This is a genomic window from Shewanella sp. SP1S2-4 (genome assembly GCF_031932075.1).
Taxonomy (GTDB): domain Bacteria; phylum Pseudomonadota; class Gammaproteobacteria; order Enterobacterales; family Shewanellaceae; genus Shewanella; species Shewanella baltica.
Genome location: NZ_JAUOET010000029.1, coordinates 40524 through 53807, shown reverse-complemented (window position 1 = coordinate 53807; position 13284 = coordinate 40524). Strand labels below are relative to the sequence as shown.

The 13284-nt window shown below is 46.0% G+C and carries 12 protein-coding genes and 1 tRNA gene; 4 read left to right on the top strand and 9 right to left on the bottom strand.

The window, feature by feature from the left end; translation table 11 throughout:
- Nucleotides 1–24 precede the first annotated feature (24 nt).
- From Q4Q52_RS19195 to fusA, 3 genes are all read left to right on the top strand, one after another.
- Nucleotides 25–101, top strand: a tRNA-Asp gene (locus Q4Q52_RS19195).
- Between the two features lie 434 nt (nucleotides 102–535).
- Nucleotides 536–1990, top strand: a complete 1455-nt coding sequence (locus Q4Q52_RS19190) for a diguanylate cyclase (RefSeq protein ID WP_311991375.1) — start codon at nucleotides 536–538, stop codon at nucleotides 1988–1990.
- A gap of 441 nt (nucleotides 1991–2431) precedes the next feature.
- Nucleotides 2432–4525: an elongation factor G gene (gene fusA / locus Q4Q52_RS19185; RefSeq protein ID WP_311991374.1), complete on the top strand. Its 2094-nt coding sequence runs from the start codon at nucleotides 2432–2434 to the stop codon at nucleotides 4523–4525.
- Nucleotides 4526–4721: 196 nt separating this feature from the next.
- Here the strand turns inward: fusA and Q4Q52_RS19180 are convergent, their stop codons facing one another.
- Nucleotides 4722–5609: a LysR family transcriptional regulator gene (locus Q4Q52_RS19180; protein ID WP_006086011.1), complete on the bottom strand. Its 888-nt coding sequence runs from the start codon at nucleotides 5607–5609 to the stop codon at nucleotides 4722–4724.
- A gap of 93 nt (nucleotides 5610–5702) precedes the next feature.
- Between Q4Q52_RS19180 and Q4Q52_RS19175 the strand changes: the two genes are divergently transcribed.
- Nucleotides 5703–5855: a hypothetical protein gene (locus tag Q4Q52_RS19175; protein WP_006082989.1), complete on the top strand. Its 153-nt coding sequence runs from the start codon at nucleotides 5703–5705 to the stop codon at nucleotides 5853–5855.
- A gap of 266 nt (nucleotides 5856–6121) precedes the next feature.
- Here the strand turns inward: Q4Q52_RS19175 and napB are convergent, their stop codons facing one another.
- The 8 genes from napB to Q4Q52_RS19135 all read right to left on the bottom strand — a co-directional run bounded on the left by napB (nucleotide 6122) and on the right by Q4Q52_RS19135 (nucleotide 13023).
- Entirely contained in the window at nucleotides 6122–6553 is a 432-nt protein-coding gene (gene napB / locus Q4Q52_RS19170) for a nitrate reductase cytochrome c-type subunit NapB (protein WP_300481255.1), read from the bottom strand.
- Nucleotides 6550–9045, bottom strand: coding sequence for a nitrate reductase catalytic subunit NapA (gene napA, locus Q4Q52_RS19165; RefSeq protein WP_311991373.1), 2496 nt, complete (start codon nucleotides 9043–9045; stop codon nucleotides 6550–6552). Before napA ends, napB begins: the two co-directional genes overlap by 4 nt.
- Nucleotides 9042–9311: a chaperone NapD gene (locus Q4Q52_RS19160; protein WP_311991372.1), complete on the bottom strand. Its 270-nt coding sequence runs from the start codon at nucleotides 9309–9311 to the stop codon at nucleotides 9042–9044. The genes napA and Q4Q52_RS19160 overlap by 4 nt, the downstream gene beginning before the upstream one ends.
- A gap of 252 nt (nucleotides 9312–9563) precedes the next feature.
- Nucleotides 9564–11207 carry a polymer-forming cytoskeletal protein gene (locus Q4Q52_RS19155; RefSeq protein WP_311991371.1) on the bottom strand — a complete coding sequence of 548 codons (1644 nt, stop codon included), beginning with the start codon at nucleotides 11205–11207 and terminating at the stop codon, nucleotides 9564–9566.
- A gap of 18 nt (nucleotides 11208–11225) precedes the next feature.
- Nucleotides 11226–11795 carry a PilW family protein gene (locus Q4Q52_RS19150; RefSeq protein WP_126491207.1) on the bottom strand — a complete coding sequence of 190 codons (570 nt, stop codon included), beginning with the start codon at nucleotides 11793–11795 and terminating at the stop codon, nucleotides 11226–11228.
- Nucleotides 11796–11797: 2 nt separating this feature from the next.
- Nucleotides 11798–12208, bottom strand: coding sequence for a prepilin-type cleavage/methylation domain-containing protein (locus Q4Q52_RS19145; RefSeq protein WP_263170184.1), 411 nt, complete (start codon nucleotides 12206–12208; stop codon nucleotides 11798–11800).
- Nucleotides 12205–12642 carry a GspH/FimT family pseudopilin gene (locus Q4Q52_RS19140; RefSeq protein ID WP_311991370.1) on the bottom strand — a complete coding sequence of 146 codons (438 nt, stop codon included), beginning with the start codon at nucleotides 12640–12642 and terminating at the stop codon, nucleotides 12205–12207. The genes Q4Q52_RS19145 and Q4Q52_RS19140 overlap by 4 nt, the downstream gene beginning before the upstream one ends.
- Nucleotides 12643–13023: a type IV pilin protein gene (locus Q4Q52_RS19135; RefSeq protein WP_310795546.1), complete on the bottom strand. Its 381-nt coding sequence runs from the start codon at nucleotides 13021–13023 to the stop codon at nucleotides 12643–12645.
- Nucleotides 13024–13284: the final 261 nt, after the last annotated feature.

The window sequence follows — 13284 nt, the reverse complement described above, 5'->3', positions numbered from 1 at the left end:
TTAATGTGCAAACGTTAAGTTAAAGGAGCGGTAGTTCAGTTGGTTAGAATACCGGCCTGTCACGCCGGGGGTCGCGGGTTCGAGTCCCGTCCGCTCCGCCAACATCAAGACGAAAGCCTCTACAGCAATGTAGAGGCTTTTTTCGTATTGGCATGTTAGAAAATTTTACTTTTGCCAAAATAATTACGGGTCTGCTTTATCTTTATAGACAGATAAGTCGTCGATATCATTAGCAATTAATCGTGGCCTGTTAGGCTCGCTAAATCTGAAAGCTCTAATCTGAGTATCAGAAATAAGTGATACTTTGCCTCATTCATTATTTACTTCAATGTTAGCCATCCTCACTCAAGAGGCTTTTATACCAGTCTACACATCCATTATTGTGTCGCGTAGGCACATATTCTGGTGTTTTGAGCCGACTATAGATAAGTAACTGCTTCGCACTCATCGTGATGGGAATTGGTATTATGCGGTTTTCACGTATACACTTTTTTACATTCCCCATCGAGCATCTGCTTTTAGGTTGAAATTATCAATGGAATTGCGTGGCTTATTGAGGTTATTGCCGCTATTGATGTGTATGCCATTACTGGCTTATGCCGACCGTTTAGCGATGGCGAATGCCAAGCTTGCTGGCCAAGACACTAGCGTTAGCACGATTCAGACAGTCCGTTATTGCGTTGATCCTGACTGGTTACCCTATGAAGGAATCCGAGAGGGTAAACATCTGGGTATTTCGTCAGACTATATTGATTATATCGAATCGCATTCCTCCCTTAAGTTTCAGCTGGTGCCGACTTCCTCTTGGACCGAGACCTTATCTTTTTTGCAAAGCGGACAGTGTGATTTAACTCCTATGCTGAATAAAACCCTGATACGAGAGACTTATCTGCACTTCAGTGATGTTTATTTTCGCTCTCCTAATGTATTGGTGTCACTTAAAGAGCAGCCTTTTCTACAAGGATTTGAGAATATTGGCGCACGTACTTTAGCCGTGCCTAAAGGTTACCGTTTAGCCGAATATATTCAGCATTATTATCCTCAAATTGAGACGCTTACCGTGGCCAGTGAGCCCGCAGGATTGCAGTCGGTGCTGGATAAACGTGCCGATCTGTTTGTGGGATCGATGTTTTCGGTTAACTCCTACATCCAACAAACGGGATTTAATCATTTGAAAATAGCCGGTTGGGGCGGACCAGAAGATGAGTTGCGGATGGGGGTTGCCTATGGTCAAGAGTCCTTGTTACCTGTGATAAATAAGGCCTTAAATGCTGTGAGTGAGCAGGAGCGGATCTTGATTTATCAGAAGTGGAATAATGTGACTGTCATAGATGAGACTAACTATTCGCTTGTTTATCAAGTTATCTGCGCGACGTGTTTGTTATTGCTAATGTTGGGGGCAAGAACTTACTTTATCAGCCAGTATAACCGTAGACTCACCGATAAGAATCAGCAGCTCGAAACCTTACGACAGCAGCTTGAGGCTTCAAATGCCGAACTCGAGTTTTTATCTACCCATGATCCCCTGACCAAGTTGTATAACCGACATTACTTTAATCGCCTTTTTATTAATAATGAGCAGCATGATAAATCTGCTAAGGCAGGCATGTGCCTTGTGATGATTGATATCGATTACTTTAAAGAGATTAATGACACGCTAGGGCATAACGTCGGGGATCGGATCCTTGAGCAAGTGTCGCAGGTACTACAGCACTGCGTGCGTGAATCTGATGTGGTTGCCCGTTGGGGCGGCGAAGAGTTTGTGATCCTCTGCCAGCAGTCATCCTTACCCTTAGTTGAAAGCTTGTGTGTGCGGATAGCTGAGAGGATCAAACATTATCAATTTACTGACAATGTGCAGTTAACTTGCAGTTTTGGCGTCGCTAAGCTTGCCGATAACGAACCTATGATGTTGTGCTTTGAACGTGCCGACCGCGCGCTTTATCGTGCTAAAGCACAAGGGCGTAATCAAATGTGCACCGACAGGTAAACATTTGCGCAAGTATGATTTACTGTTATTTAAGTAAATGGTTGCTACTGAGATGAGTTTACTAAGCCATCTTTATTTTAGAGGAAGGATTAGCATTATTGCACCAGCCGTAATGCTCATGGGTTAATGTTAGTGGTTTGTACCTAACAATATGATAGAAATTCATTAGAAATGACCTTATCCCATTAGAATGTAGTTTTTTTAACGTTTTTTATTGATTGACTGAAAAATAAGCTAAAGAGTTTTACTAAGTTGTTTTAGTTCGTGTTTATGGCCATTTTATTAAATTATTACGCGACTTTATCGTGAAAAAGTAGTCTAGCCATTTGCGCCGAGAAGGGTTCCAATTTACAATATGCGCCTAAAATAATCTGATGTGCGGTGTGTCGGTGTTTGTCGCATACTCCGTCTACTTCTTAAACTACTCATTAAAGTTGAATCATGACCGAATTATCCAAATACAGAAACATTGGTATCTTCGCTCACGTTGACGCGGGTAAAACCACGACCACCGAGCGTATCCTTAAGCTAACCGGTAAAATCCATAAAATCGGTGAAGTTCACGATGGTGAATCTACCACTGACTTCATGGTACAGGAAGCTGAGCGCGGTATTACTATTCAGTCTGCTGCAGTTAGTTGCTTCTGGAAAGATCACCGTTTCAACGTTATCGACACCCCAGGACACGTTGACTTCACAGTTGAAGTTTATCGTTCTCTGAAAGTGCTTGATGGCGGTATCGGTGTATTCTGTGGTTCAGGCGGTGTTGAGCCTCAATCAGAAACTAACTGGCGCTATGCGAACGAATCTGAAGTTGCGCGTATTATCTTCGTAAACAAGTTAGACCGTATGGGTGCTGACTTCTTACGTGTTGTTAAGCAAACTAAAGACGTATTAGCTGCTAATCCACTGGTTATGGTTTTACCAATCGGTGTTGAAGACGAATTCACAGGTGTTGTTGACCTGTTAACTCGTAAAGCTTATGTATGGGATGATTCAGGTTTACCAGAGAACTTCGAAGTTCAAGACGTTCCTGCTGACATGGTTGATCTTGTTGAAGAATACCGTGAAATGCTGATCGAAACAGCCGTTGAGCAAGACGATGCTGTGATGGAAGCTTACATGGAAGGTGAAGAGCCATCTATGGAAGACATCAAGCGTTGTATCCGTGCGGGTACTCGTACTATGGCATTCTTCCCAACATACTGTGGTTCTGCATTCAAGAACAAAGGTATGCAACTGGTTCTTGATGCTGTTGTTGACTACTTACCATCACCAGATGAAGTTGATCCACAACCATTAACTGACGAAGAAGGCAACGAAACTGGCGAATTCGCTATCGTTTCTGCTGATTTACCGTTAAAAGCATTAGCGTTCAAAATCATGGATGACCGTTTCGGCGCCCTGACTTTCGTACGTATCTACTCTGGTCAACTGAAGAAGGGTGACACCATCCTGAACAGCGCTACAGGTAAAACTGAGCGTATCGGCCGTATGTGTGAAATGTACGCTGATGACCGTATTGAAATTGAATCTGCTCAAGCTGGCGATATTATCGCTATCGTGGGTATGAAAAACGTTCAAACTGGTCACACTTTATGTGACGTGAAACACCCATGTACTCTTGAAGCCATGGTGTTCCCAGAGCCAGTAATCTCTATCGCAGTTGCGCCAAAAGATAAAGGCGGATCTGAGAAAATGGGTATCGCTATCGGTAAGATGATCGCTGAAGATCCATCATTCCGCGTAGAAACTGACGAAGATTCAGGTGAAACCATCCTTAAAGGTATGGGCGAACTTCACTTAGATATCAAAGTAGACATTCTGAAGCGTACTTATGGCGTTGAATTGATCGTAGGTGAGCCACAAGTTGCTTACCGTGAAACCATTACTCAAATGGTTGAAGATCAATACACTCACAAGAAACAATCTGGTGGTTCTGGTCAATTCGGTAAGATCGAATATATCATCCGCCCAGGTGAAGCAAACACTGGTTTCGTGTTCAAATCTTCAGTAGTTGGTGGTAGCGTTCCGAAGGAATTCTGGCCAGCAGTTGAGAAAGGTTTCGCGAGCATGATGAACACAGGTACTATCGCTGGCTTCCCAGTGTTAGACGTTGAGTTCGAATTAACTGACGGTGCTTTCCACGCAGTTGACTCATCAGCAATCGCGTTCGAAATCGCTGCTAAAGGCGCTTTCCGTCAGTCTATCGCTAAAGCTAAACCACAACTTCTTGAGCCAATCATGAAAGTTGACGTGTTCAGCCCAGATGACAACGTGGGTGACGTGATCGGTGACTTAAACCGTCGTCGCGGCATGATCAAAGACCAAGTTGCTGGTGTAACAGGTGTTCGCGTTAAAGCTGACGTACCGTTATCAGAAATGTTCGGTTATATCGGTACTTTACGTACAATGACTTCTGGTCGTGGTCAGTTCTCTATGGAGTTCTCACACTACAGCCAATGTCCAGCTAGCGTAGCTGAGAAAGTTGTTGCTCAAGTTAAAGAACGTAAAGCTGCTGAAGCTAAGAAGTAATTCTTAACTTATCTTGGCTAATATTTAGTTAGCTAATAAAAACCGCTGTCGGCCCCTAGGCTCACAGCGGTTTTTTTATGGGTGAGATCCAACTGTCATCACTCGCTTCGGTTGACGAAGCTTCGTATCTCTTTGTTTAAAGTCCGTATCCTTTTGTTTTACAGAATGTCATTTCTCGCTTTATCTTCTCAGTATTTCAGCGCTCAGTTTTTTGTTTACTCAATTCAAGCAAGGCCTTGGCCGCCGGTGTTAAAGGTAAACTTTGACGCCAAATGAGCGCCAGATCCCATGTCATTGCGGGTTGCATAGGTTTAAAGACTAGTTTGCTGGTGCTTAATCTATTGCAAATCGGCTCAGGTAAAATGGCGACGCCCATATCGGCTTCGACCATGGCGGCTAGGAAATCCCACTGACCGCTGCGAAAGGCAATATTGAGCTGAACACCTGCTTTGCGGCTGAGCCGATTGATCAACTTAGCGAGGGAGAAGTCTTCGTTATAGAGGATAAAAGGATAGGGTTGGAAGTCCTGCCAGTTTAAGTGGTCTTTCTCGGCTAAGGGATGCCCCTCTGGCAGGCATGCGAGTAAAGGGTACTTAGTCAGGGGTTGATTGACGAGTTCGGTCTCATGGGTCGTGGGGAGCGCAGTAAAGGCGATATCGAGACTGTTATTGAGTAGGGCTTGCTCGCAGCCAAATCCGCCGTACTCATACATGTGTAGCTCAACTCCTGGGTAGCGCTTACGATAGCTAGTGAGCAAACCTATAATTAGGCTGCTCATCATGGGACACACCCCTAGCCGTAATCGCCCCGACTTGAGACCGCTGAGGTTACTCATGTCCTCCTGCAATCTATGCCATTGACCGAGGATTTCCCGCGCACTGTGCTCAAATAGCTGCCCTGCCTGAGTTAGCTCAACCTTTTGGTTATTTCGGATCAGCAAGGTTTCCCCTAGGCTTTCTTCGAGTCTTTGGATGATTTTGCTCAGTGTCGGCTGAGTGATAAAACATTTCTGTGCGGCGCGGGTAAAGTTTTCGGTTTCCACTAGGGTCAGAAAACATTGTAAGGTCTTGATTGGGATGTTCATGCCTAAATGGAATCCATATTATGGAATTTATTCATTTTACTAATGATGGCTTAAATATTACTTTGACCTTGTTAACAAAACAGGGGAATACCGATGAAATCAAGTTCAAGTCTGTGGGTAGGGGCTTTGTGGCAGGCGGCTATGCCTGTGGCAAAAGAGGTGCAAAACGCTAAAGCGGCGCAAGTCACTAAAACGGCTCCAGCGGGTGATTTGCATAAAGCAAAACAACAAGTAAACCCAGCCTAGGCTGGGTTTTTACTTTTCTGCGTTTTAGGTTCTGCTCTTATCTTTATTTCCCTGTATTCTCACTTTGCCTTTTTAACTTCTGCTCAATCCTTCCTCGGTGAAAGTACTGTTCAGCAACGGACGCTGAGCCAGCGATAGACGTTTAGTCTTATATTTACTTGAATACTCATCACCGACAGTAAGCCAACTCATTACGATGGGATGCTTAAATAGCAAAAAGCCACCCTTATAAATTCGGGTGGCTTTGCTTTGCAGGGGAAGGTGATTTACTTGTCTGAGAACTGATTCTCCACGAGTGGTTGTTTGTTTTCGGCTTGAGCGACGTGGCATTGAGTACAGAAATAGTTATGCCCGTTCACTGTGCCTTTATCATCAATCACATGGGACTTAGCAACAGGCGTGGCTTTCATGCGTTTTGCTTTGTCCCAACTATGGCAGCTTAGACAGCCATTTTTATCTAAGGTGATCTTGTAATCGTCCTTATGTGGGATGAGCGGGGGTTGCTCGCTAAAACTGCGCTCAATGGCGGTGCCGCGGCTGGGATAAGTTGCCATGGCATCGGCTGGGCGAATGTCGGTGATCGCCATGTTTCCCGCGAGGGATTGAATGTTAACCGGCGCTGCATTAGTGTCGGCTTGCTGACCGGAACAGCCCGCGATGCCGATAAGTAATGCAGTTAAGGTGAGTATTTTTTTCATTGGTTATTCTCCGCCTTGGTGACTTTGACTGGGCACTTTTTAAAGTCAGTTTCTTTTGATAGGGGATCGGTCGCATCCAAAATCAGTTTATTGACTAACTGGCGCGCATCGAAGAAGGGCATAAATACCACGCCGCGTGGCGGTTTGTTACGGCCTTTAGTTTCAACTCGGGTTTTCACTTCACCGCGCGGTGAGGCTACTATGACCTCATCGCCGCGTTGTACACCGCGGGCTTTGGCATCCTCTGGATGCATAAAAATCTGCGCATCGGGAAAAGCGCGGTAAAGCTCGGGTACGCGTGCTGTCATCGAGCCTGTGTGCCAGTGCTCTAATACGCGACCAGTCGACATCCACAGATCGTATTCTGCATTCGGCTCTTCGGCGGCGGGCTCGTAAGGTAGGGCGAAAATCACCGCTTTACCATCGGGTTTGCCATAGAATTTAAAGCCTTCACCGGCTTTGACATAAGGATCGCTTCCCTCAACGAAACGGCGCAGGGTTTCTTTGCCATCAACGACTGGCCAGCGCAGGCCACGGGTTTCGTGGTAACGGTCAAAGTCGGCTAGATCATGGCCGTGACCACGACCGAAAGTGGCGTATTCTTCAAAAATGCCTTTTTGTAGATAGAAACCAAAGTGTTCGCTCTCATCGTTGAGCGCTGCTTTGCAATCGGAAGTTGGGAATTTGTCGATCACACCGTTAGCGAATAGCACTTCATACAAGGTTTTATCCGCATATTCTGGTTGCTTAGCGATTAACTCAACTGGCCAGACTTCAGACACTTTAAAGCGTTTTGAAAACTCGACGAGTTGCCAGAGATCAGACTTAGCCCCTTCTGGCGCTTTTACTTGCTGATGCCATAGGTGAGTACGGCGCTCGGCATTGCCGTAAGCGCCTTCTTTCTCGACCCACATTGCCGTTGGCAAAATTAAGTCCGCCGCCATGGCTGTGATAGTTGGATAGGGATCTGAAACCACGATAAAGTTTTCTGGATTACGGAAACCAGGATAGATTTCATCGTTGATGTTAGGGCCCGCCTGCATGTTGTTGGTGCACATGGTCCAGTAGCAGTTGAGTTTGCCATCTTTGAGCATCCGGCTTTGCAGTACGGCATGGTAGCCAGGTTTGGCGGGAATCGTCCCAGCAGGTACTTGCCATAGTTTTTCGGTAATGGCGCGGTGTTTGTCGTTCGTCACTTCCATATCGGCGGGTAAACGATGGGCGAAAGTGCCGACTTCACGTGCAGTCCCGCAAGCCGATGGTTGACCCGTTAACGAGAATGGACTGTTACCCGGTGTGGCAATTTTGCCCGTGAGCAAATGGATGTTGTAGAGCATGTTGTTCGCCCACACGCCGCGAACGTGTTGGTTAATGCCCATGGTCCACAGACTCATGACTTTAACCTTAGGATCGGCATAGGCTTTGGCTAAGGTTTCTAACTTTTCGGGCTCAACACCACTCATCTTAGCTGCGTATTCCAGCGTATAGGTGCTGACAAACTTGGCGTACTCATCAAAGCTAATCGGTGTCGATTTACCATTGCCTGGATTTTTAGCTTTTTTCTCTAATGGATGATCTGGACGCAGGCCATAGCCGATATCGTCAACGCCTAAGGCAAACTTAGTATGTTTAGTGACAAAGTCGGTATTAACCGCTTTATTTTCAATAATGTAATTGGCAATAAAGTTGAGGATCACTAAGTCCGATTGCGGGCGGAACACCATAGGATTATCGGCTAAATCGAAGCTGCGATTTTCAAAGGTCGACAGCACATGCACGCGACAAGTTGGACTGCTTAAACGTCTATCGGATAAACGTGCCCATAGAATTGGGTGCATCTCGGCCATGTTCGCGCCCCAAAGCACAAACTGATCGGCGGCTTCTAAATCGTCATAACAACCCATGGGCTCATCAATACCGAAGGTGCGCATAAAGCCGCCCACGGCAGAGGCCATGCAGTGGCGTGCATTAGGATCTATGTTGTTGGTAAGGAAACCAGCTTTATGAAGTTTAGAGGCGGCATAACCTTCCCAAATAGTCCATTGGCCGGAGCCAAACATACCCACTGACGTCGGACCTTTGGTGGCTAGACTGTGTTTCCATTTCGCGGCCATAGTATCGAAGGCCACATCCCAACTGACTGGTGTAAACTCACCTTCTTTGTGGTACTTGCCGTCTTTCATCCGCAGCAATGGCGTGGTTAATCTGTCTTTGCCATACATGATTTTTGATAGGAAATAACCTTTAATACAGTTAAGGCCACGGTTGACTGGACTCTCAGGATCGCCCTTAGTGGCGACTACTTTGCCCGCTTGGGTGCCCACTAATACGCTACAACCCACACCGCAGAAGCGGCATGGGGCTTTATCCCATTTGATATTGTCTGGCTGTTCGGCGGCTTCCACCATCTTAATCGGAAGCGTGACACCAACGGCTGTTGCGGCGGCAACCGCTGCGTTGGCCTTGAGAAACTCGCGGCGGCTTATGCTCATAATCTTTCCTCATTTTCTTGTTCTAAAGGTGCGACTTGGTGGTAAATCAAACTGGCGGATAACACGCCGGACAGGGCATTGATGGCTTCAACATTGTCGAGAATTGCTCTTTGGCTACTCCCTTCGAGGGTGACAACCAATTTCCCTTCTGGCGTAACCGCATGAATATCAGCGCCCATTAATGCGCAAATATTGGCTTCAACCTGTTGTAAGGCTTTAGGATCGGCATGCACCACAAGGCTAGTGACGTGGTATTCCTGACTCATTGGGGTGACCTGTAGTGGCGTAAACTCGGTTACTTGATTTGGAAAAGCAGAGCAAACGAGTGCTGATACAGGCGAGTCTAGACCTGATAAAAAATGTGGGTATACCTCACAAGAGGTATTGAAAGCGATAGTCGATCCGGATCAAAGTTTTGCGAGTGATCTAACTCTCAGTTTGAAATTTAAGCGGTGTGTTTATTGTGGATGAGGTGTGTTGTACTTGGCCGTATATGGGATACGGCCAATAATTCAAGATTATAAATATTGCCAACCTTTAAGTACTATCGCGGGGGGAATGGCATTGTCACTGCCTAAATCGGCTTCGCCTAAAGCATTGTCATAATGGATTTTGCCATCGCCCGTAGCGGTAATGGATTTGCCTCTTACCGAGCCGAAGATTTCGGGCCCACCGGGCAGATTGACTTTGGATTTAGGCGCGTAAAGCGCGGCATATATCGGCACGCTTCCACTGACAGTTACATCTTTATTTGAACCCGAATAAATCGCTAACGGCGGTTTATTGCTGCTGGTTAAGGTTTGGCTTTTAATGCTATTGCCGTTATTGGTGCCTGCCGTAAAGGAAATTTCACCATTCACAAATAACGTTAAACTTGAACCTGGGGCGATATTAAGTTGGTTTGCGCCACTCATTTTAAAATCACCATTGATGATCAGCGTTACATCTCCACCACTGATGTTTAATACACCATCGCTACTCATGACTAAACTGTCGAGGTTAAATACTGGGGTTTCAGAACCGAAGATGTTTTCTGAGCTTGAGGACAGGGCAGGAAACGCATTACTGTTACCTGAACTCGCTGTCGAGCCCGTTGGCGAAATGGTGACATTTTGGGTTGATGCTATTGTTCTCGCGCCATTGTTGGGCATTTTAAACCCTCCCATCACGGCGCCAATATCTAAGGGATCGCAGGACTTAGTGGGAACGGGAGGGACATTAGGCGCTTGTTTCACTGCTTGGCCAATGCTGCTATTTTGATGGAAGTTGCCATCACCACCATATTGAAGTGTCCCATTCACTTTGGCACCAGGGGCCGTTGATGCGTTGTTATTGGCTTGCACTGAGCCTTCAACAGAGCCACTGTTTTTTAGCTCGAAATTATGACCCGCAGCGATATTCCCACCGACCGTACCTGTGTCTACGATGACATCTTTATTGCTTTGAATATTGCCCATTAGGGAAGATGAGCCGGTTAATGTGACATTTCCCGTTGCACTGACATCGCCGTAAATCGGCGAATTGCCCGACAAGGTTACATCGGCATTCGGTTCAACCGTCGTCACATTGCCTTTGCCGTGCTTATTGAGTTGGCTGTTGCCTTGATCATTATTGAAGCTATCGCCGTAGGCACCTTTTCGTGAGTCATAACCATCGATTGTGCTACTACCAGTCAGATTGAGGCTCTCGCAGGAAACGATGGCATCGTTAAAAATGTTATTGCCCTTTGCGCCTTTTAGGGCGAAGAGTGCATTGAGTTTGGCCTGACCTTCTAAGTGTTGCCCAGTGCTGTTGACGCTGAGTTCGGCGCTCGGGGTCACGGTTTTTGTCAATGTATAGGCGCTGCTGTCGATACTGCCTGAGGCACTCTTTGGCAGACTGTCATGTAAGGAGACCGCCGTGCTTTGAGGTGCTTTAATTAAAGTTGCTTTGAGGGTGTTATAGCTTTCATACATGCCTTGTTCGGCGGTGAGTTGCGCATTGACTTGCTTCTGGAAGTTCCCGCTCAGCCGCTCTTGTACTAAGTTATCTCGCAGTGATGTCACGACCAATAAACTGGCTAATATACTGAAGACTAAGACGATAAGTAACACAGCACCCTTTTGCTTATTAATACTGCCGCGAAGTGGCGAAGCGTGAGCAAATGAACGTTCCGTGTGCATGTCTGTGCTTCCTCGTGCCTATGGCACTTGTTGTGAATTAATGGCTTGTTGCCAAAGAGGTTTACGCAGTGCGATCTGTAAGCTAATACCCTGATCATATTGGGTCGGTAAAGCTAAGGGTTTCAAATTAATACTGACGAGTTCACCAGTTTGAGAGAAGTGAGCCGCTTCTAGCCCAGTGAGAAGCGTTTGTGCGCCATCACCATCGTCGCAGGATAAGTTAGGTGCTAAAAAGCTAAAGGTTTCGGTGTAATCAGCGGTTTTACTTTGGCCTAAACAGCTAATACTCGGTTGGTTTGCGGAGGCACGCGTGCTTAGGACGAGTTCGTTAGCCGATACAAGGGCGACATTATCCGCCTGTTTGATGCTTTTACTGAGCGTTAGCGTGGCGTACCTTAAGGCGTCAGCGGCATTTTCTAGACGTTTACTTTCCTCAACAGTAGTCTTAAGTGGCGCAAAGAAATTGATCACTGCGATCATGATGATTAGCCCTAATACCATAGCAATCATCAGTTCGGATAAGCTAAACCCCGTTTGTCTTAAGGCGGGTTTAATGTGTCTCCATTGAGTGTGATGAGCTGAAATCACAGTTAGGCCTTACACAGATGGGGGAAACTGGCGTTAAGACTGACGCTATTATCGGTATCGACTCGACCATCTTGCCAAGTCACAGTAATTGCCATGTTGTCTTGATAAGTGGCGGGTAATACTAAGTTAAAGCCTGCGGGGAAATCTTGGCTTAAACTGGCTCTAAAATTGATATCTTCGAAGCGGGCGGGTTGCTTTTGCACTTCGCATAATCTTGGCCAAATCTGCTCAATGACATTTTGCGCTTGCACTGTGGCAACTGTGTATTGAAAGCTATTGCTGGCATGTTGTAGCGATGATAGCTGCGCTTTTGCCAGTGCAAGCAATGAAGTGACTGATACCACGAGTGAAACTAAAACTTCTGTCATGGTAAAGCCAAGGTGCTTTTTACCTATGTGATTGAAGGCTTTCATGCACAATCCTCACTTTGAAGTTGACTTTGGCCGCTCGGTAAAATGCATAAATTCATGTTTTCACCTTGACTGTTCGCCAATGAAATACTGGTTTTGGCTGTGTTGCCTGTGGCACTGATGCTGATGCTAGTCAGTCCTGTTACATCAATTCCATGCGTCGGGGGCGTAAAAACCTTCAATTCGTTATCGTCGCTATCTTTAATGACCCAAAGTCCCGCTTCTGTTGCCGTGAGGGTAATTGAAGTGCTGCGTTTTATCGCTTCGCTGCGGGCAAATTTATAGCTAGAGACCAATTCATTCGCAGCGGCTGTTAGCTGTTCACGTGCCATAACATCGCGGTACGAAGGGAGTGCTAAGCTGCCTAAAATACCGATAATCGCGACGGTAACCATAAGCTCAACTAAGGTAAATCCATGATTCCATGGGTTTGACATTTAATTCGTCCAACAATTGGCAGCGGGAGTTCGCACGCCTTTCTGATTAATGCTTAAGGTGCCACAGCTATCCGATTGGCGGCTGGTTGGGACTGCCGAGAGGGAGAAACTTAACTTGTCGTCCGCCGGTGTGTAGCTAAAAGTGTAGTAAGGACTGTTGGTTAAGGTTTGCGCAGTAGGATACTTACCTTGACGGGAATAATTGCGTTCTAATGCTTGCACGCTCGTCATCAAATATTGCTGGGCATCGAAACGACGACCTTGCTTTAGGTATTCGGAAAAAGAAGGGATAGCGATAGCGGCGAGAATGCCGATGATGGCTACGACGATCATGAGTTCAATTAAGGTAAAACCTTTCTCTATGCGGATGATAGAACTCATTCACAACTCCATTTGTGCTGGTTGATGCGTATTGCAGTTACTCATTAACGTGAGAGTTAAACTGTTATCTGTACGTTATGACAACGTTGTCATTTCAATTTATGATAATGTATTTGGGTTGACATTAAAATGCAACAATTGGTTGATTATTAGTCTTGAACTCGATCGCAAATAGGGTGTTATTGTGGGCTTGGTCACGTATTGCGTGTCGCGATGTCTTTATACAACAGCAGCTTAAGATCATTCTCTGAATAACTATCT

Excerpts from the sequence above, each read along its gene's own strand:
- Q4Q52_RS19140 (WP_311991370.1), bottom strand. The coding sequence starts at position 12,642 with ATGTCAAACCCATGGAATCATGGATTTACCTTAGTTGAGCTTATGGTT.
- Q4Q52_RS19135 (WP_310795546.1), bottom strand. The coding sequence starts at position 13,023 with ATGAGTTCTATCATCCGCATAGAGAAAGGTTTTACCTTAATTGAACTC.
- Q4Q52_RS19180 (WP_006086011.1), bottom strand. The coding sequence starts at position 5,609 with ATGAACATCCCAATCAAGACCTTACAATGTTTTCTGACCCTAGTGGAA.
- napA (WP_311991373.1), bottom strand. The coding sequence starts at position 9,045 with ATGAGCATAAGCCGCCGCGAGTTTCTCAAGGCCAACGCAGCGGTTGCC.
- Q4Q52_RS19145 (WP_263170184.1), bottom strand. The coding sequence starts at position 12,208 with ATGAAAGCCTTCAATCACATAGGTAAAAAGCACCTTGGCTTTACCATG.
- Q4Q52_RS19190 (WP_311991375.1), top strand. The coding sequence starts at position 536 with ATGGAATTGCGTGGCTTATTGAGGTTATTGCCGCTATTGATGTGTATG.
- fusA (WP_311991374.1), top strand. The coding sequence starts at position 2,432 with ATGACCGAATTATCCAAATACAGAAACATTGGTATCTTCGCTCACGTT.
- Q4Q52_RS19155 (WP_311991371.1), bottom strand. The coding sequence starts at position 11,207 with ATGCACACGGAACGTTCATTTGCTCACGCTTCGCCACTTCGCGGCAGT.
- Q4Q52_RS19175 (WP_006082989.1), top strand. The coding sequence starts at position 5,703 with ATGAAATCAAGTTCAAGTCTGTGGGTAGGGGCTTTGTGGCAGGCGGCT.
- napB (WP_300481255.1), bottom strand. The coding sequence starts at position 6,553 with ATGAAAAAAATACTCACCTTAACTGCATTACTTATCGGCATCGCGGGC.
- Q4Q52_RS19160 (WP_311991372.1), bottom strand. The coding sequence starts at position 9,311 with ATGAGTCAGGAATACCACGTCACTAGCCTTGTGGTGCATGCCGATCCT.